Raw genomic sequence first — 18,440 nt, 5'->3', positions numbered from 1 at the left:
AGTTTTACATCGGTAGCGACAAGGTACTACCGGCGCGAGATCGGTTGGGCCAACGGGGGCCAGGCCGTAAGTCATACGGTAGAGATAGTCGGCCTTGTTTTGAGCGGCCATAGCCTGATCTTGTGCTCTATCGGCGGCAGAACATTCGCTAATGGTGTTTTGGCAGCCTTGTTCCAGCAGCGTGCGCAGATCCGTCTGAGCAGACGCCAGCAACCCTTGAAAATCATTGGACGTGGTCATCGGCGAACCTAACATGCTGGTAATGTTTTGCCCCAGATAGTCCGGGTTGTTATTGAGCATCTGCGCCAGCGCGTAGGTGGTCATGATGCGCGCACCGATAACGTCCAGCGCATAGTGGACACCGAGGGTGATGCGGCTGTTGCCGTATTCAGATCCACGCAGTAAAAACGCCTGAAAACGTTCGGGTACCATTTCTGCAAACAGAAGCGTGCTGGCAAAACCAAAAGCCGAATGCCCACTGGGGAAAGAAGCATTGCCCTTGACGGTTGGCAGGATAGCGGTGGCCGTGTCGGTCTCAACCCCGAAGAAATCGGCCGCACTAAAGCTGTCAATCCTATCTGGTGCAACCTGGACTGGGCGGGAGTTACCAACGGTATTACGGTTTTCATCCAAAGGATGGTAAGCCAGATCGTAGACGTTAAACACGCCACCCTCTGGCAAACTGATACCCGTGGCAGGCATTGCCGGATTGCCGTTGGCACTGCCATTGGCGTAATAGTTTTTAGCAAAACTGGAGTCGGCCTGGATCAGCGCATTGACCTGGGTGAACAGGGCTTCAAAGTTTTTGGAGAACGTGGTCGCCGAGTAGGTGGCGGCGTTGATGCTGTTATGGGCGGAGAAAACGTCATACATCTTGGTCCCGAGAGCATTGGCCACCAGCAGGCCATTGCTCATTGAGCCTATCAGGGCCGCAATAGTGTTGTCGGACACTGCCCTGGCTCGCTGTGATCGGAAGAGTGGTTGTTGACGGAGATTGATGTGTTGAGGTTGTCGGCCAAGGCGTTGCGCCCGGCATCGCTGTTGTTAAGCTGACTGAACCCAGAGATTAACCCGGTAGCTTCGGTGATCCTTGTTTCTGCCGCGTAGGCAGGATCCAGGGAAAGTAACACGGCCAACGTCAGTGCTGATACTGCTGTTTTTTTTAGCATTTTCGATCATCCCTAATAACCTTGTAAAATGGCAAGGCAATTAAGTAACAGCTTTTGATGACGTTTTTATTAACGAATAGGGAAGTATCTGGCAAGAAAGCGATGGGGCAGGCGTCAAGTGGCGCTGCCCCCGTAGCGAACGGAAGGCAGCGCTTGGGCAGATTATTTCAAAGCAATACGGATCACGTCATCTGGATCGGTCGCTTCTTTGTCACGGCTAGAGGCCTGTTTCACGCTTACGTACAGCGTTTGGCCATCAGGTGACAGTGCCAGGCTGTTTGGATGCGTTGGCGCCTTGATGGTTTCCAACAGCTTATAGCTCTTGGCATCGATCACGCTCACGGTGCCCGCTTGGCGATGAGTTACGTACACTTCATTGCGCGCCGGGTTAAACAGCACGGCTAGGGATTCTGGCACGTCGATCTTCTGCAAAATGCTGCCGTTGTTGGTATCAACGACCAGTACCTGCGGCTGTTTGGAGTCGGTGATAAACGCACGGTGATTGGCCGGATCCAGGCTGATATTCAGGAAGAAGTGTTCCTTCGACTCATCCAGCTTCTTACGTGACAGCACTTTGTTGGTTTTGGTATCGATAGTCACCAGTTCGCCATCGGCATTGGTAACATACAGGCGGCTTGCCGCTGCATCCAACGCCAGCCCGGTACCGTATTTACCGGTTTCGGTGATGGTGGTACGCAGGGTCAGATCTTTGCCATCCACCACCCAAACTACGCTGGATTCGCCCAGGCCAGTGATATAGACCGTGTCGGTCGTGGCGTCTGCCACCATTTCACGCGGAGCCAGCGGTTTGACGCTATCGGAGCGTTTACGTGCGTCTAGCACCAGGCGGCCTTTCACTTCACCGGTTTTACCGTCGATGGCGGTCATCGAATTGCTGGTGGTGTTACCAAAGTAAAGGATATCGGTCTTGGTATTGATGGCTGCCCCAAACGGCTTGATATCGTTATGAATAATCTGCGTGATATCCAGCGTTTGTGGATCGAGGCGGTAGACGATGCCGCCTTTGTCCAGCTTGCGGCTCTGTGAGGTAGCCAGATACAGCGCATTCTCGCCCTGGCTGTACACCATCTCGTAAGCGCCTTTACCTACCGGCTTACGCAGCATTTCCGGCTCTGTCTGTGCCAGCACAGAGGTGGAAAACATCAGGCTGCTGAGAAGCAACAGAGGATAAACTGCACGTCCGCCAAACTTACGGCTGGTGGTCATCATAGCGTTCATAAAAGCTCCATTTCATCAAAATACAGGTCACCACCGGGCTGCTGCTCGGCGGTTAAATCGGGCTCAACATTGAATCGAAAGCAAAATATCTGGCCGGTCATGTCATGGCATGCGGCTCACTATATTTGTGAATGATAATCATTATTCTTACGGAAGGGGAGCACTTTTGTCGTTTGGGGCGATAAGCGTCACGTTTAGGGTAACCCGAGAGGAGGGAGGGGGCTATTCTTCAGTCAGGATCAGGCCGAGTCGCTCTGCGGTATTTTGGATTATTTGGCCGAGGGCTTTATTGCTGAATAGACGGCTTGAGGGTTGGGCTATCCTCCGGCCAAGAAAAACCGGTGAACCAACATCTTCCTTTTTCAACTCACCCATAGGTTTAACTTTGCTCTGTTCCATCGGCGATCCTTTCCGCTTCATAATTCGGGCAGTCTTGATGGACGAAGTGCTGGACCTACAGCGTTATCGCACCAGAAGGCGCCTGATCTGCAGCGGCTTTTTCCGCCAGATAACGGGCAGGGGGTTTACCCACCGCTTTACGGAACATGGTGACAAAACCACTGGCGCTTTCATAGCCGAGATCCAACGCCACAGTTTGCACGCTTTCCCCTTGGGTTAAGCGTTGTAAGGCCAACATCACATGGAGCTGCCGCCGCCAGTGGCCAAAGCTCATGCCCATCTGCTGTTGCAACGTGCGGCTGATCGAGCGCTCGCTCATGCCAATACGTTGCGCCCATTGCCCCAAAGTGGATTTATCGGCCGGGTTAGCCAGCAGTTGTTCGGTCAGTTGGCGGATACGGGCATCATTGGATACCGGTAGATGCAGATTTTCTAGCGGCGCGGCGGCCAGTTGATCCAACAAGACCTTGGCCAGACGGCCTTCGGGGCCATCCTCCGGGTAGAGAATATCGAACTGGCTGGCCTGTAATAGCAGTTCGCGCAGCAGCGGCGTCACCGTCAAGGTGCAGCAGTTCTGCGGCAAGCCAGGGATGGCGTCCTGCTCGACGAACAGGCAGTAACACTCGCTTTTGCTGGTGGCCAGCGCGTTGTGGCTGACATTACTGGGCATCCACAACGCACATTGTGGTGGTACCAGCCACAGACCATTTTCCACTTCACAACGGATCATGCCGCGCACCGTATAGATCAACTGTGCTTTACGGTGGCGGTGATGGGCGCTTTCCCAGTCTTTCTGCACGCTTGAGGCTTGCACCGCGAAGATCGCGCGCGGCACGCTATCGATATCCGGCTTGGGTTGTTGGCAATCGACTTTCATGAGAACAATTATCATATTGGCGTATTTGAGCAATATTATGTCTTGATTGTGCAATGTGGTCTAGCGGCAACGTCGATAAAGTAAGCGTAGATTTTTTCTCTGCCAGAAGGCCTTAGCATGTCATTAGATTCGACTCATTTTCCGATTGTCTGGATGCACCAGGAAGAACAAGCGCAGCGTGACACGGCTGCCGAGTTTGCGCAGTTCAGTGCCTTACTCGAGCGTGAGCAGCCATTTGTGATCCTCTGCGACAGGCGTATGGAGGACGAAGGCGAGCACGACAGGGATGAGCGTACCCAGGTTGCCCTGTGGAAACGCGATCACCGTGAGGCGCTCAAACTGTGGGTGAAAGGCATGGTTTTGATTGAGCCGGATGCGGCCCGCCGTAAAGCCTGTGAGGCTTTCGTCGAGTTTGGCAGCAAGTTCTGGGGTTATCCGGTATTGGTCGTGGCCAGTGGGCTATTGGCTCAGACGCTGGCACAACGTTTATTACATGAATAAGGGTATTTGGATGCATCAGGAAGAGGTGATTACCCAACTGTTGGCCTGGATCGAGCAAAGCCTGGATCAGCCACTGACGCTGGACAACATCGCGGCCAAATCGGGTTATTCCAAATGGCATCTGCAACGGATGTTCAAACTGCTCACCGGTGAAGTGCTCGGAACTTATGCCCGACGCAGGAGATTGACGGCGGCGGCGCGTGAATTGCGCCTGACCAGCGCCACGGTCGCCTGTATCGCAGACAAATATCAGTTCGACTCCCAGCAGACCTTCACCCGTGGTTTTAAAAAACAGTTTGGCTTGCCTCCGGCGGCCTATCGCCGAAGCGTCGACTGGCCCAGTTACGGCCTGCAACCACCGCTGAATATGGCCAATGAGCCCACGCCAGAGGCGGATATTATTGTGCTGCCGTCGATGAAATTAGTCGGCCATACGCAGCAGAGTAGCTGCACGTTAGGGCAATTGGGGCAGTCGAAAAACAGGCTGCGCCAGCACGCATGGCGTAATTTGCTACGCCCGGATCAGGGGCCGCCTGCTGTTGCTTATGGCTTGATGAGCCTGAAAGCCGACGCCCAGCAGCGGGATCGTCAGCAGATGGTGTATACGGCGGCACTGCCGGAGGAACATGCGGCGGGTGAAACGGTGACTATCGAACCAGGGGAGTATGCTCGTTTCGCATACCAGGGGCAGGTGGCAGGGTTACAGAACTTTATCGCCCGTTTGTATGACACGGCCATTCCGCAGATGAATGCGGTACGGCGAGAAGGGCAGGATATCGAGCGTTTTTACCCGGCGTTGGGATGTTGCTATGGCGACGATCAGGCGGCGATCAGCTGTGAATATCTGATCCCGATCCGCAGTGGGGCAGAGGATCAGCAGGCGCGTTAAGGCGATCTTTTACCAAAAGATCGCAATTCACCACATCCGGCTACAAAAAATCGAGGTATTTGCGTTAGTAATGTTTCCATCTTGGCGGCAAGTGCACATATAATGCGCATCCGGTCATACCTGGCCGGGCAGAAAACACATACCATTTTTAGCCAGTGCGGCCACCACTCTACTACGAAGATGAAAATGAGCATTCGCGCGTTATTAACCCTGTTTACTGCTCTGGTTGCATTCAGCCAGGCTGCTTTCGCCGTTGTATATCCTTTGCCCGCCAAAGACAGCCGTCTGGTTGGGGAAAATATTCAGATCACCGTGCCTGCAGACAGCAAACTGCCGCTGGAAAGCTTTGCGGCGCAATACCAGATGGGCCTGAGCAATATGCTGGAAGCCAACCCTGGTGTTGACCCGTTCCTGCCGCTACCAGGCAGCACGCTGACCATCCCACAGCAGTTGATCCTGCCAGACGCGCCGCGTGAAGGCATCATCATCAACAGCGCAGAAATGCGTTTGTACTACTACCCGAAAGGCACCAAGACCGTGGTGGTGCTGCCGATTGGTATCGGCCAGTTGGGTAAAGATACGCCGCTGAACTGGGTTACCACCGTACAACGCAAGAAGGCTGGCCCAACCTGGACGCCAACCGCGAAAATGCGTGAAGAGTACGCTGCCGATGGTGAAATCCTGCCAGCAGTATTCCCGGCAGGCCCGGATAACCCGATGGGTCTGTACGCGCTGTATGTTGGCCGCCTGTATGCGGTTCATGGTACCAATGCCAACTTCGGAATTGGCCTGCGCGTGAGCCACGGTTGCGTGCGTCTGCGTGCCGACGACATCAAATACCTGTTCGACAGCGTGCCGGTAGGCACTCGTGTGCAGTTTATCAACGAGCCGGTGAAAGCCTCCGTTGAGCCAGACGGTTCACGCTACCTGGAAGTGCACAACCCGCTGTCTGCTAACGAAGATGAGCTGAAGTCGAAAGAGCCAGTGCCAATCACCCTCACTGCGCCAGTTGGCAAAGTGCTGATGGATCCAGCCGTTGACCAGAGCGTCGTGGACGCGGCCATCAAAGCCCGCTCCGGTATGCCGGTTAAAGTGAACTGATTTTTGCTCTCGCTGTAAAAAAGACGCTCTTGGGCGTCTTTTTTTATGGAGAAAATCAGCGCCCGCGCTTGGCTACCAGGGTGAATTTGTAGTCCTCGCTTTTAAAGAAGTTACGGCTGAATTCAAACACCGTGCCGTCATCGAGAAAACCGGTGGAGACTTTTTCCAGGATCGGTTTCTGCGGATCAATCCCCAAAGCGTTCACCACATCTTCGCCAGGCATCACCGGGATGATTTCCTGCTCGCTACGGTCGATGACCCGCTTTTTGACCTGCTCGATGTAGTGATATTTGGACTTCTGCATCACTTCATAACTGAGGTCGGGGAACAGCACCAACGGCATCCAGGTTTCTTCCAGCGTCACCGGTTTTTGCTTGATATAGCGTACCCGCTTGACGTAATACACCTTGTCTTCGGTCGTCAGGCGCAATGCCTCGGCGATGAGTGGGCTGGCTTTGGCGACCTCAAAGATCAGCACGTCGCTGTGGGTTTCCACGTTGCGATCCGCCAACTTTTCATAAAAGCTGGTCAGCTGATAGATATCGTAATGCACCTTCTCTTCTTTGACGTACCAGCCACTGCCCTGAATGCTCTCGATCACCTGCTCTTCGGTCAGCAATTTCAATGCCTGACGCACCGTTACCCGACTGACGTTGTATTGCTCACGCAGTAGCGCCTCGGTCGGTAACGCATCGCCGGGTTTTAGCTCCCCATTGGCAATCTGCTGGCGCAGGGCATCCGCAATCTGGCGGTAAATAGGCTTCTTGCTCACGCTGTGGTGTCCCTGGCTGGTGGTTGGATCGGTTACCTGCATTCTAGCCGCAGGCTAAGGATAAACAAACCAATAACGCCATAGTGCATCAAGTTGTCGTTAAATTGAATTAATACAAATATAATACAAAAATGACGTTTATTTGAAATTGATCACAAACTGGTATTGCTTGGCTTGCTATGATCGCCGCCTGTTTACTGATGGAGCCGCTCTGGCTTCAGCGCGAGGATAAAGATGGATCTGAGCAGCCTGACCCACCCCAGCCTGATAAATCTGCAAGTGGCATTTGACAGCCGCGATCAGGCCATTCATCAGCTTGCCGACCAGTTGGCCGCGCAAGGCAAATTACGCGATAAAGCAGAATTCTTACGGGAGGTTTTTGCCCGGGAAGCGCAAGGCCCGACCGCACTAGGGGAAGGCTTGGCGGTACCCCATGGTAAAAGCGATGCGGTAAAGGAAGCCGCCTTTGCCGTTGCCACGCTGAAAACGCCGCTGGAGTGGCAGGGGATCGACGGCCCGGAAAGCGTCAACCTGATCTTCCTGCTGGCGATCCCGCAATCGCAGGCCGGTACCACGCATATGCAATTACTGACCAGCCTGACGACGGCGTTGGTGGATGACGATATCCGCGCGGCTGTCCTACAGGCCAGTACGCCAGAACAACTGCTGGCTCTGTTGACGGGGGGCGCGTCGGAGCCGGAGTTCAAACCACAGGATGAGACCCGACCTACGGTGGTGTGCGTCACCGCTTGCCCGGCCGGTATCGCCCATACCTATATGGCCGCGGAATATCTTGAGAAGGCGGGGCGCAAGCTCGGCATCAACGTGTATGTCGAGAAGCAAGGGGCTAACGGGATCGAAGGCCGTCTGACGTCGCAACAGCTGAATAAGGCGACCGCCTGCGTATTTGCTGCCGAAGTGGCGATTAAAGAAGTGGAGCGCTTCAACGGTATTCCCCGTATCGAAACGCCGGTTGCCGAACCGATCAAACACGCCGAACGCATTTTGCAGCAGGCGTTGGCCGTGGGTCAGTCCGCCGATGGTGCCGTGCGGGTGCAGCAGAGCGAAGTGCCAGTGCAGAAAAGTAGCGTGAAGACCGAACTCAAACAGGCATTGCTCAGTGGTATCTCCTTTGCGGTGCCACTGATTGTGGCAGGCGGCACGGTATTAGCGGTTTCGGTATTACTGGCGCAGATCTTTGGCCTGCAACATCTGTTTGATCAAGAGAACTCCTGGCTGTGGATGTACCGCAAGCTGGGTGGCGGCATGCTGGGCATCTTGATGGTGCCGGTACTGGCGGCCTACACGGCGTATTCACTGGCAGATAAACCGGCTCTTGGCCCAGGCTTTGCGGCCGGGCTGGCGGCCAACATGATTGGCTCCGGCTTCCTTGGTGGCATTGTGGGCGGCCTGATCGCCGGTTATCTGATGCGCTGGGTGAAGCAACATGTACGTCTCAGCCCCAACTTCAACGGCTTCCTGACATTCTATCTCTATCCGGTGATTGGCACGCTGGTGGCGGGCAGCCTGATGCTGTTTGTGATCGGCGAGCCGGTGGCCTGGTTGAACAACAGCCTGACCTCCTGGCTTAACAGCCTGTCTGGTACTAACGCGTTGGTGCTAGGGGCAATCCTCGGTTTTATGTGTTCGTTCGATCTCGGTGGCCCGGTGAACAAGGCGGCCTATGCGTTCTGCCTGGGGGCGATGGCCAATGGCGTGTTCGGCCCTTACGCGATCTTTGGCGCGGTCAAAATGGTTTCGGCCTTTACGGTGACCGCTTCAACGTTGCTGGCACCGCGTCTGTTTCAACAGTTCGAGATAGAAACGGGTAAGTCGACCTGGTTGCTTGGTTTGGCAGGCATTACCGAAGGGGCGATCCCGATGGCGATTGAAGATCCCGTGCGGGTGATCGGCTCCTTCCTGGTGGGATCGCTGGTGACCGGTGCGATCGTCGGAGGGATGGGGATCGGCCTGTCTACGCCGGGGGCGGGGATCTTCTCGCTGTTCCTGCTGCATGATAACGGCCTTGGTGGCCTGCTGTCGGCAGCCATTTGGCTGGGAGCGGCGCTGCTTGGCACGGCGATCTCCACATCGGTATTGATCCTTTGGCGACGTCAGGCGATGAAGCAGGGCAAATACACCATCGTGCAGCCGCAGTAATTTTATTTATCCCTCACCCTAACCCTCTCCCAAAGGGCGAGGGGACCGATCGAATGAGTCTGAAGATTCGGTGATGCACCTTGGATGAGGGGCGATCGAATTTGCTGAGGTTATCGCTGCACGGTCAAAAAAGCAGGGGCTATCAACTCCCTCTCCCTGTGGGAGAGGGTTGGGGTGAGGGGCTGGTTACTTTATCTTGGGAATTGATTATGCAAGCTGTATCACGTGTTCACATTACGCCACATATGCATTGGGATCGTGAGTGGTATTTCACCACCGAGGAGTCGCGCATCCTACTGATTAACAATATGGAAGAGATCCTGACCCGGCTGGAAATCGATCCCGAGTACCGTTTCTATGTGCTGGATGGGCAAACGGCGGTGCTGGAAGACTACTTCGCCATCAAGCCAGAAAACCACCAGCGGGTGAAAGCGTTGGTACAGGCAGGCAAGCTGATCATCGGCCCGTGGTATACCCAAACCGATACCATGGTGGTGTCAGGGGAATCTATCGTGCGCAACCTGATGTATGGCATGCGCGATTGCCTGTCCTTTGGCGAACCGATGAAGATTGGCTATCTGCCGGACTCCTTCAGCATGTCCTCGCAGTTGCCGCATATTTTCAACGGATTCGGCATTACACGCGCCATGTTCTGGCGGGGTTGTTCCGAACGTCACGGTACCCACAAGACCGAGTTCCTGTGGCAAAGCAACGATGGCAGTGAAGTTGCGGCACAGGTGCTGCCGCTGGGCTACGCAATTGGTAAATACCTGCCGGAAGACGAAGCCGGGCTGCGCAAACGGCTGGACAGCTACTTCACCGTGCTGGAAAACGCCTCGGTCACCAAGGACATCCTGTTGCCGAACGGTCACGATCAGATGCCGTTGCAGCAAAATATCTTCCCGGTGATGGCCAGACTGCGTGAGATTTACCCGCAGCGTGAGTTTGTGATGAGCCGTTTTGAAGAGGTGTTTGAGCGGATTGAGGCCAGCCGTGAACGCCTGGCGACGTTGAAGGGAGAATTCAACGACGGCAAATACATGCGCGTACACCGTACCATCTCATCGACTCGCATGGACATCAAGATTGCCCACGCCGAAATCGAAAACAAGATCGTCAATATTCTCGAGCCGTTGGCCGCCATCGCCTGGTCACTGGGCTTTGAATATCATCACGGTCTGCTGGAGAAAATGTGGAAAGAGATCCTGAAAAACCACGCTCACGACAGCATCGGCTGTTGCTGTAGTGACAAAGTGCATCAGGAGATCATGACACGCTTTATTCTGGCGGACGACATGGCGGAAAACCTGGTGCGTTTCTACATGCGCAAGATTGTCGACAATATGCCGGTACAGCACGCGGATGCCGACAAACTGACGTTCTTCAACCTGCTGCCTTACCCGCGTGAAGAAGTGATCAACACCACCATTCGTATTCGTGCCCAGCAGTTCTCGCTGGTGGATGAGCAGGGTCAGCCGGTGGAGTACTTTATCCGTGCTGCACGGGAGATCGATCCCGGGCTGGTAGATCGCCAGATTGTGCATTACGGCAACTACGATCCCTTTATGGAATACGATATTCAGCTGTATCAGTCATTGCCAGCGATGGGCTATTGCACGCTGCATATTCATGCCAATCAGACAGGACAGCAACGCCAGGCTACGGCACAACCGGCAGAGCTGTTGGAAAACGACTATTACCGCATTGGCCTGAATGCCAACGGCACGCTGGATATTGTCGATAAACAGACCGGCTGCCGTTATCAACAGGTGCTGCAACTGGAGGATGGCTCCGACGATGGCGACGAGTATGACTATTCACCTGCTCGTGACGAGTGGTTGATCTACTCCACGCAGAGCGCGGTGGCAACCTCGGTCAAGCATGAGGCCTGGCAGAGCACCGCTACGCTGGAACTGCGCATGGCATTGCCGGCCAACCTGCAACAGCGTGCGGAACGTCGCAGTGAGGGTTATCTCGATGTGCAATGCCAGGTGACATTGGCCCACCATAGCCGCCGCATCGACATTGAAACGTGGCTGGATAATCAGGCTGACGATCACCGCGTACGGGTATTGATCCCAACGCCGTTCGCCAGTGAAAACGTGCTGGCGGATAACCAGTTTGGCTGCATTACCCGGCCAGTGGACGATCCGGCCATGGCGGTTTGGCAGCAAGAAGGCTGGAAAGAGGCGCCGATCCCGGTATGGCAACTGATGAACTTTGCTGCGCTGCATGATGAGCAGCACGGGCTGGCGTTGTTTACCGAAGGGCTACGTGAGTTTGAGATTGTCGGGGAGCGCCGCGATACCTTTGCCCTGACGCTGTTCCGCTCGGTAGGCGTTTTGGGTAAGGAAGAATTGTTGCTGCGGCCGGGGCGTCCTTCCGGCATCAAACTGCCAACGCCCGATTCCCAGATGCGTGGCAAATTGCATTGCCGGTTCAGCCTGTTCGGTTTTGCTGGCGATCCGCATTTGGCGGGCGTAATGCAGCAGGCTCGGGCCTATGTGACGCCAGTGCGTTGCTACAACAAGATCCCGTTTGACGCGATGAAGCTCAATCTGGCGCCCTTCCGTACGCCGTTGCACTTTAGCCTGCTTTCGATGGCGGAGTCAGGTCCGGCGCTGAGCGTGTTGAAGAAGGCCGAGGATGCCGAAGCTTTGATTATCCGCGTATATAACCCTTCGGAGCAGGTGTCGATCGGCGGGAGTTTAACGTTGGCGAGTCCAGCGCAGGAATGGCTGGAAACCGGCATGGATGAGCAACCGCTGCCACAGCAAAGTGCTGCAACAGGGGATTTCACCCAGCTTGCCCCTTGCCAGTCGAAAACCTTCCGCTTTATCCGTTAGGCTGAATGGGCGCCCCTACTTGGTGTATTTTGCTGTTTTCACACATATTCAACCGTAGGGGCGCTGCATGCTGCGCTCGTCTGAGGTATGGGAGTTATAAGCTAAACTGACGCGCCAGCCGATCGATCGCGTCTCGCTGGAACTGATTAAACGCATCGCGGGGCTGCTGTTGCTGAATAAATCCTAGCAGCGGATCCTGCACCTCGGTGCGTATCCCGCTCAACTCTTCCATCACCGCCAGGCCGCAGAATGGCACATAGGCTTCGGCATATCCCCCTTCGTGGACCATCACCAGCTTACCGCCGCAGAGCCTGTCGGCAGCGCTTTGCACCTGGGCGGTCATGGCCCGGAAGCTCTCGCTGTGTAACTGCATCCGTGCCAGCGGATCGATGGCGTTGGCATCGTAGCCACAGGCGATAATAATCATTTCTGGCTGAAACTGCTCCAATGCTGGGATGACAATCTGCTGCATGGCGTATTGATAACCGTCGTCACCAGCCCCGGCCAGCAGTGGAATATTGATGTTGTAACCCGCTCCGGCCCCCTCACCACGATCTTGTTCGCCAGCGTAACCTGCCGGGAAGCAGCCGTCTTGATGCAGCGAGATGGTCAGCACGTCGTCACGCTGCCAGTAAATATGCTGGGTGCCGTTGCCGTGATGCACGTCCCAGTCGATCACCGCCACCTTGCCTAATCCGAAGCGGTCTTTGGCGCGTTCGATGGCAATAGGGATATTGGCCAGGAAGCAGAACCCCATCGATTGATCCGGCAGGCAGTGGTGGCCCGGCGGGCGTGACAGGGAATAGGCATTGTCCAGTTCACCTTGCAACACGGCTTCGACCGCGGCGCAGGCCAACCCGGCGGAGAGTTTGGCAATTTCATAGCTGCCTGGCCCCAATGGAGCCTCTTCCCCCAACATGCCGCCACCGTTATCGCTTAGCTGTTTGAAGCATTGCAGGTAATGTGCCGGATGGATACGCAGTAAATCTTCCTCATCGGCCAGTTCGGCGCTCAGCAGCTTGAGCTGACGCGACAGACCGGAAACGTCCATCAGGTTTTTCATCCGCCGTTTGGTTTCCGGTGACTCGGCATGCCCAGCCCCCGAAGGCGGTTGCACCCAGCCGCCTACCGGCAGCGTGGTGGCATGTAAGCCGGTGCTATGCCAGAAACAGCGTTCATCAAAGAAAAAGCCGGTAGTTCTTTTCACCTTATGACTCCTGTTAAACGGCGCGGCGCGCGCGGTGAAGCCAGCGAGATCAGCAGTAGCGACAGCAGCGCGCAACTCAACGCCCCGATCAGCAGCGCATTGATCCCACCGGAAGATTCGATCAGGTAACCCGCCAGAGTAGGGCCAATGGCCATGCCACCGCCAATCACCAGATTGATGCTGTTCATCAGCTTGCCGTTGTTATCCAGCACCGAAACGCGCGCCAGAATAAAGGGCAGCACAAAGGTCCAGGTGAACTTGAACATGACTGCGGCAAGGGTGAAACGAATGAGTAACGGGTTACGGCTCAGCAGCAATACGCTGGCAATCAGCAGGCCATAGCCGATCCACAGCAGCGGCTTATGGCTGCGTCTGGCACCCACCAGCGCGGCGCCACCGGCACCGATGATGCCAAATACGGTGGCGGCAGCCAGCACTTGCCCGCTGTGTACCGGGGATAGGCCTGCACTGGAGGCGATGGTGCCGATAAAGGTCCAGACCGCGCTCAGGCTGATGTAAAAGGCTAATACCGCCAGCACGGCAAACAGCTTGTAGATGGGAGGGCTTGGCGGCAACTGGCTGGCCGCGCTGTGGCTATGGCGAAAGCCGCTGGGGAAGGCGCTCAGTAGCGGCAGGCAGCACAGCATGATCGCCGCCAGGATCAGATAGACCGCCATCAGGCCAAAGTGGGCAAACAACGGTGGTAATGCCAGTAAGCCGAACACGCCCAGTAATAGCTGGCCTAGCACCCAGAAGGCATAAACCCGGCTGGGATTGGCGGTGCCTGCTGCGCAGGAGATGCAGAGGATCATCAATGTGCCCCCGGCCAGCGAGGCGATAAAGCGCAATACCAACAGCATGCTGAAATCGTTGACCATAGCTGAAGCCAGATTGCCAATCAGGAATACCGCTGCCGCCAGCGTGGCGACTTTGCGCCAGTTGATACGGCTGATCCACCACCAGGCGGGCAGCGTCGCGATACTCATGGCCCCGAGTTCGGTAGAAAACAGATGGCCGATCTGGCCTGGGGTGAGTTGCCACTGGCTAGCCAACTGGGCCGCGACGGCGGGGGCGGTCATCAGGATCCCCGGCGCGATGGCGGCAAACACGATAATTGCTGTTAACAGCTTGGGTGGGCAGGAAAGCACTGCCCCGGCAGAAGGCGCTGAAACTGCATCACTGGACATCAATGTTATCCTCGAGTTTCGTCAATCACTATCCGCCATACCGTTTTTAAGCATGGGGAGGCCGCGCCAGAATTGGCGGAATGTTGCTGGTAACTGCTGTTAGTCAGGCTCAGCAGTGGGCAATAAAACTGCTGGAGACCAGTTCGGTGCGATTAACCACGGCGGTTTTGGCAAAGATGTTGCGCATATGGGTTTTCACCGTCGATAAAGAGATGCCCAACTTCAGGGCGATACGCTTATTGCTGGCTCCTTCGCGCACCATATTGACGATCTCCTGCTCTTTGGCGGTAAGCAGTGGATCTTGTGTGTCCGGCAGCAGATCGCGGGTAGCCAGTTCGATCAACGGCAACACCGCACGTAAGCGGCCACGCTCCAATTCGGTGAACGGCGTATCGCGAATAAGTGAGACTCCGGCAATAATCCGCTTACGCTGGCGGATAAAGATCTCGGTCATATCGCGCATCCGGTTGGGCAGCATAAAGTCGTGGTAATAGTGGCGGTTATTGGCGATCGCTGCGGGCGTCATGTTCACCATCTGGATGTCTTGTTGGTGAAAGTTGGCCGGTTTCAACGGATCAAAGGGCTGAAAGTGATCCAGATATTGCTGGTGCGTGTCATCGCTAATGCCATGAAGAATATAATGATCTGGGCGCAGGTCCGGATCGACCAGATAAAAAACCCCGGCAGAAACTGGGATCAGATGCGCAATGGTACTCAGACAGCTGGTGATGAAAGCGTCGTTACGCATGAAGGATGATGTTGTTGTCATGATGCATTTTCCTCCGTTGATCGCTCAGTAGGCTGGGCAATATGTGAACGATATCAGCATAGATGTAGCAATTATGCAACACAACGAAAACATATTAACAACGTGAGCCGGATTGCAATAAAATACATTAATAACAACATCCCGATGCTTATTGCCCGGGCATCCTCATGCTGCATAGTACCGATTTCATTAATACGTTAATGAAAAAGCATTGTCCGTTCTCGCTGAATTTAAAGTGATTTCTGATTTTCTGTTGTTTCATCCCGTGAATTCCCCTGCGCATTTCTTCTCTATCGGGCTAGTCCTTAAGGACGATAGCTAAACGGTTTGATTGCTTCCTACACTGCAAAAACGTGGCGCGGTATGGCTCAAATAGACAACCGAAGGGGCTGGCGGTGATAAATAAAAAAGCAGTGGCGGTGGCAGTAAGCGGTGCGTTATCCGGGCTGGTTCATGCGGCAGACGGTGAGCGGCCTAACGTATTGATTATTGTGGCGGATGACATGGGTTATTCCGATATCAGCCCGTTCGGTGGCGAGATCCCAACGCCCAACCTGCAAGCCTTGGCGGAACAGGGTGTGCGTATGAGCCAATATTATACTTCGCCAATGTCTGCACCGGCACGTTCGATGCTGATGACGGGTAACACTAACCAGCAGGCCGGTATGGGGGGCATGTGGTGGTATGAAAGCACCGTTGCTCGCTCTGGCTATGAGATGCGGTTGACAGACAGAGTTACGACCATGCCAGAACGGTTTAAAGATGCGGGTTATGCCACCATGATGGCGGGCAAATGGCATCTGGGTTATACCGACGGAGCCGGGCCAACCGATCGTGGCTTTGAGCGCGCCTTCGCTTTTATGGGCGGTGGCACCAGCCACTTTGATGACGCCGTACCGCTCGGCACGGTTGAGGCCTTCCATACTTTCTATACCCTGAACGGCAAGCGCGTTTCCCTGCCGCAGGATTTTTACTCCAGCAAAGCTTACGCCACCCAGTTGGAACAGTGGATCAGCGATACGCCAAAAGATAAGCCGGTGTTTGCCTATCTGGCCTTTACCGCGCCGCACGATCCCTTACAGGCTCCGGATGACTGGATCGCCAAATTCGACGGTAAATACGATGCGGGTTATCAACAGATTTATCAGCAGCGAATCAAGCGGTTGCAGGAGTTGGGAATTATTTCCGACAGTACGCCAATGCCGCATTTGGAACTGGTAAAAGAATGGCAGACGATGACACCGGAACAGCAGAAATATGCTGCCAAAACCATGCAGGTGTATGCGGCGATGATTGCCTATATGGACGATCAGATCGGTGGCGTCATGAAAACCCTGCAACAAACCGGCCGCGATAAAAACACCATCATCATCTTTGCCACCGACAACGGTGCTAACCCGGCCCAGGGTTTTTACTACGGCTCCAAACCTGAGTTCTGGCAGCAGTTTGACAATAGCTACGCCAATCTTGGTCGTAAGGGCTCCTTTATCTCCTACGGGCCACATTGGGCCAACGTCAGCAACGCGCCCTATGCCAACTACCATAAAACCACCAGTGCGCAGGGCGGGATCAACACCAGCTTTATCATTTCTGCCCCGCAGTTGAAGCAGCATGGCCGTGTGGATAGCGCGCCGATGGCGGTCTACGACATTGCGCCAACGCTGTATGAGTTTGCCGATATCGATGCCAGCAAACCACTGCATGCCAAACCGGCGATCCCGATGGTTGGCGTCAGCTTTAAACGCTACTTCAGCGGTGATGTTGCCGTTGCACCACGTTCTACCTATGGCGTGGAGTTACACAATCAGGCCGCATATGTGGATGGTGTCTGGAAGCTGCGGCGGCTGGTGGCGAACGGGCCGCAGGCGAATATGGCCCCGTGGGGATTGTTCAACCTGCATGACGATCCGTTGGAAACCCACGACCTGGCCGCCAGCCAGCCTGAACGGGTTAAGCGTCTGAGTAGCGAATATCAGCAGTATGCCGATAAGGGCATGGTGATTGGGGCTGCGGGCAAGGAGATCGACTATCTGGGCGTTGATCCGCAAACTCATCGCTACATTGGTCTGGATCCGCTGACCCAGAAGCCGTTATTGCAGGCAGCAGAGTGAATATTGCCTTGCTGCGTGCGCAGCAGATCCCGGTCAATACCGTGCCGCGCGCCAGCGTGCCTTTCCATATGTTGATCAAACCGATTGGTGCAGGCTGCAATCTGGCCTGCAACTATTGCTATTACCCACAGCGGGATCAAGCGCAAAAGATGGATGAGGCGTTGCTGGAAAACTTTATCCGCCAGTATATCGCCAGCCAGCCGCGCTACAGCCGGGAGATTAACTTTGTCTGGCAAGGCGGCGAACCGCTGCTGGCAGGGATAGGTTTCTACAAGAAGGCTCTGGCGTTGCAGCAAAAATATGCGCCGCCGGGCGTGTTGATCAGCAACAGCCTGCAAACCAACGCCACCTTACTGAACGAGGCATGGTGCCGTCTGTTTAAGCAACATCAGTTTATTATCGGCGTCAGCCTGGACGGCGATCGCCAGATCCAGGATACACACCGACCAGATAAGCGTGGCAATAGCAGTTACGATGCGGCGCTGCGCGGTATCGCGCTACTGCAACAACACCAGATTGAATTCAATTTGCTGGTGGTGGTGCATGATGGCGTGGCCGAGCGGGCGCAGGAGATGTACGACCATTTTGTGGCGTTGGGTGTGCGTTATCTACAGTTTCAGCCGTTGATGCTGGAAGGTGATGCCCCGGCGGCAGGCTATGGGTTGAGTGCCGCCAACTGGGGGCGCTTTATGGTGGCGATCTACCGCCGTTGGCGCAATCAGGGCCACCTGGGCCAGGTTTTTATCATGAATATTGAGCATGTCTACGCCCAGTATTTCACCCACGTCAGCCCCAACTGCGTTCATGCCGCCCGCTGTGGCGGTAATCTGGTGATGGAACCGGATGGCGCGGTGTATGCCTGCGACCACCTGATCGATGCCAAGCACCGGTTGGGGCATTTTGATCACACTAGTCAGTTTGCCGATTATGTGGATGCTGCCAATCAAATGGATTTTGGTAAAAACAAAAGCCTGCGCCGCGAGTGCCAAAGTTGCAGCGTGAAAAGCGTGTGCCAGGGCGGTTGCCCGGCGCATATTGGCAAAGACCGCTACAACCGGCTGTGCGCCGGGTACTACGCTTTCTTCTCTGAGGTGCTGGCACCGTTGCGTAGTTTTGCCAGAACGACACAAGGGGCTGTGTTGTGGCGTGCCAGTGTGACTTCTACCACAAGTTAATCTCCCTCGTCCTTAAGGACGATAGCCAGCCTTTTGCT

Annotated in this window: 16 protein-coding genes; 7 read left to right on the top strand and 9 right to left on the bottom strand. The window is 55.1% G+C overall.

Annotated elements, in window-relative coordinates; genetic code table 11:
• From U869_RS29655 to U869_RS0123655, 5 genes are all read right to left on the bottom strand, one after another.
• The coding region (locus U869_RS29655; RefSeq protein WP_157834759.1) for a phosphatase PAP2 family protein at positions 1–951 on the bottom strand (951 nt) is incomplete at its 3' end.
• Complete coding sequence (locus U869_RS32280; protein ID WP_157834758.1) at positions 924–1,169, bottom strand: hypothetical protein; 246 nt, start codon at positions 1,167–1,169, stop codon at positions 924–926. The genes U869_RS29655 and U869_RS32280, both read right to left, overlap by 28 nt.
• A gap of 162 nt (positions 1,170–1,331) precedes the next feature.
• Complete coding sequence (locus tag U869_RS0123665; protein ID WP_029987937.1) at positions 1,332–2,408, bottom strand: YncE family protein; 1,077 nt, start codon at positions 2,406–2,408, stop codon at positions 1,332–1,334.
• Positions 2,409–2,630: 222 nt separating this feature from the next.
• Positions 2,631–2,807, bottom strand: coding sequence for a hypothetical protein (locus tag U869_RS32275; protein ID WP_157834757.1), 177 nt, complete (start codon positions 2,805–2,807; stop codon positions 2,631–2,633).
• Between the two features lie 55 nt (positions 2,808–2,862).
• The gene (locus U869_RS0123655; RefSeq protein ID WP_025122111.1) at positions 2,863–3,684 is read right to left on the bottom strand and encodes a helix-turn-helix domain-containing protein; all 822 of its coding nucleotides are present in this window, start codon (positions 3,682–3,684) and stop codon (positions 2,863–2,865) included.
• Between the two features lie 117 nt (positions 3,685–3,801).
• Here U869_RS0123655 and U869_RS0123650 point away from each other — a divergent pair, with 117 nt between their 5' ends.
• The 3 genes from U869_RS0123650 to U869_RS0123640 all read left to right on the top strand — a co-directional run bounded on the left by U869_RS0123650 (position 3,802) and on the right by U869_RS0123640 (position 6,175).
• Entirely contained in the window at positions 3,802–4,185 is a 384-nt protein-coding gene (locus U869_RS0123650; protein WP_025122112.1) for a hypothetical protein, read from the top strand.
• Positions 4,186–4,195: 10 nt separating this feature from the next.
• The gene (locus tag U869_RS0123645) at positions 4,196–5,074 is read left to right on the top strand and encodes a helix-turn-helix domain-containing protein (RefSeq protein WP_025122113.1); all 879 of its coding nucleotides are present in this window, start codon (positions 4,196–4,198) and stop codon (positions 5,072–5,074) included.
• A 180-nt stretch (positions 5,075–5,254) separates the two neighbouring features.
• The gene (locus U869_RS0123640) at positions 5,255–6,175 is read left to right on the top strand and encodes a L,D-transpeptidase family protein (protein WP_025122114.1); all 921 of its coding nucleotides are present in this window, start codon (positions 5,255–5,257) and stop codon (positions 6,173–6,175) included.
• 55 nt (positions 6,176–6,230) lie between these two features.
• Here the strand turns inward: U869_RS0123640 and U869_RS0123635 are convergent, their stop codons facing one another.
• Positions 6,231–6,947, bottom strand: a complete 717-nt coding sequence (locus U869_RS0123635) for a GntR family transcriptional regulator (RefSeq protein WP_025122115.1) — start codon at positions 6,945–6,947, stop codon at positions 6,231–6,233.
• 234 nt (positions 6,948–7,181) lie between these two features.
• Between U869_RS0123635 and mngA the strand changes: the two genes are divergently transcribed.
• Positions 7,182–9,107, top strand: coding sequence for a PTS 2-O-a-mannosyl-D-glycerate transporter subunit IIABC (mngA, locus tag U869_RS0123630; RefSeq protein WP_025122116.1), 1,926 nt, complete (start codon positions 7,182–7,184; stop codon positions 9,105–9,107).
• 209 nt (positions 9,108–9,316) lie between these two features.
• A complete protein-coding gene (mngB, locus tag U869_RS0123625; RefSeq protein ID WP_025122117.1) occupies positions 9,317–11,953 on the top strand; it encodes a mannosylglycerate hydrolase in 2,637 nt (878 codons plus the stop codon).
• A gap of 94 nt (positions 11,954–12,047) precedes the next feature.
• Here the strand turns inward: mngB and U869_RS0123620 are convergent, their stop codons facing one another.
• From U869_RS0123620 to U869_RS0123610, 3 genes are all read right to left on the bottom strand, one after another.
• A complete protein-coding gene (locus tag U869_RS0123620; RefSeq protein ID WP_025122118.1) occupies positions 12,048–13,160 on the bottom strand; it encodes a class II histone deacetylase in 1,113 nt (370 codons plus the stop codon).
• Entirely contained in the window at positions 13,157–14,347 is a 1,191-nt protein-coding gene (locus U869_RS0123615) for an MFS transporter (RefSeq protein ID WP_025122119.1), read from the bottom strand. Before U869_RS0123615 ends, U869_RS0123620 begins: the two co-directional genes overlap by 4 nt.
• 109 nt (positions 14,348–14,456) lie before the next feature.
• The gene (locus tag U869_RS0123610) at positions 14,457–15,116 is read right to left on the bottom strand and encodes a LuxR family transcriptional regulator (RefSeq protein ID WP_025122120.1); all 660 of its coding nucleotides are present in this window, start codon (positions 15,114–15,116) and stop codon (positions 14,457–14,459) included.
• 398 nt (positions 15,117–15,514) lie between these two features.
• On the opposite strand from U869_RS0123610, the gene U869_RS0123605 reads away from it, so the two are divergent.
• Together U869_RS0123605 and U869_RS0123600 are read left to right on the top strand one after the other, a co-directional pair.
• Positions 15,515–17,227, top strand: a complete 1,713-nt coding sequence (locus U869_RS0123605; RefSeq protein ID WP_025122121.1) for an arylsulfatase — start codon at positions 15,515–15,517, stop codon at positions 17,225–17,227.
• Positions 17,224–18,402: an anaerobic sulfatase maturase gene (locus tag U869_RS0123600; RefSeq protein ID WP_025122122.1), complete on the top strand. Its 1,179-nt coding sequence runs from the start codon at positions 17,224–17,226 to the stop codon at positions 18,400–18,402. The genes U869_RS0123605 and U869_RS0123600 overlap by 4 nt, the downstream gene beginning before the upstream one ends.
• Positions 18,403–18,440: the final 38 nt, after the last annotated feature.

This window comes from Serratia sp. H1w (genome assembly GCF_000633355.1).
In the GTDB taxonomy this organism is placed as follows: domain Bacteria; phylum Pseudomonadota; class Gammaproteobacteria; order Enterobacterales; family Enterobacteriaceae; genus Chania.
Note: the sequence above shows the minus strand (reverse complement) of the source record. Positions and strands in the feature narration are given on the sequence as shown.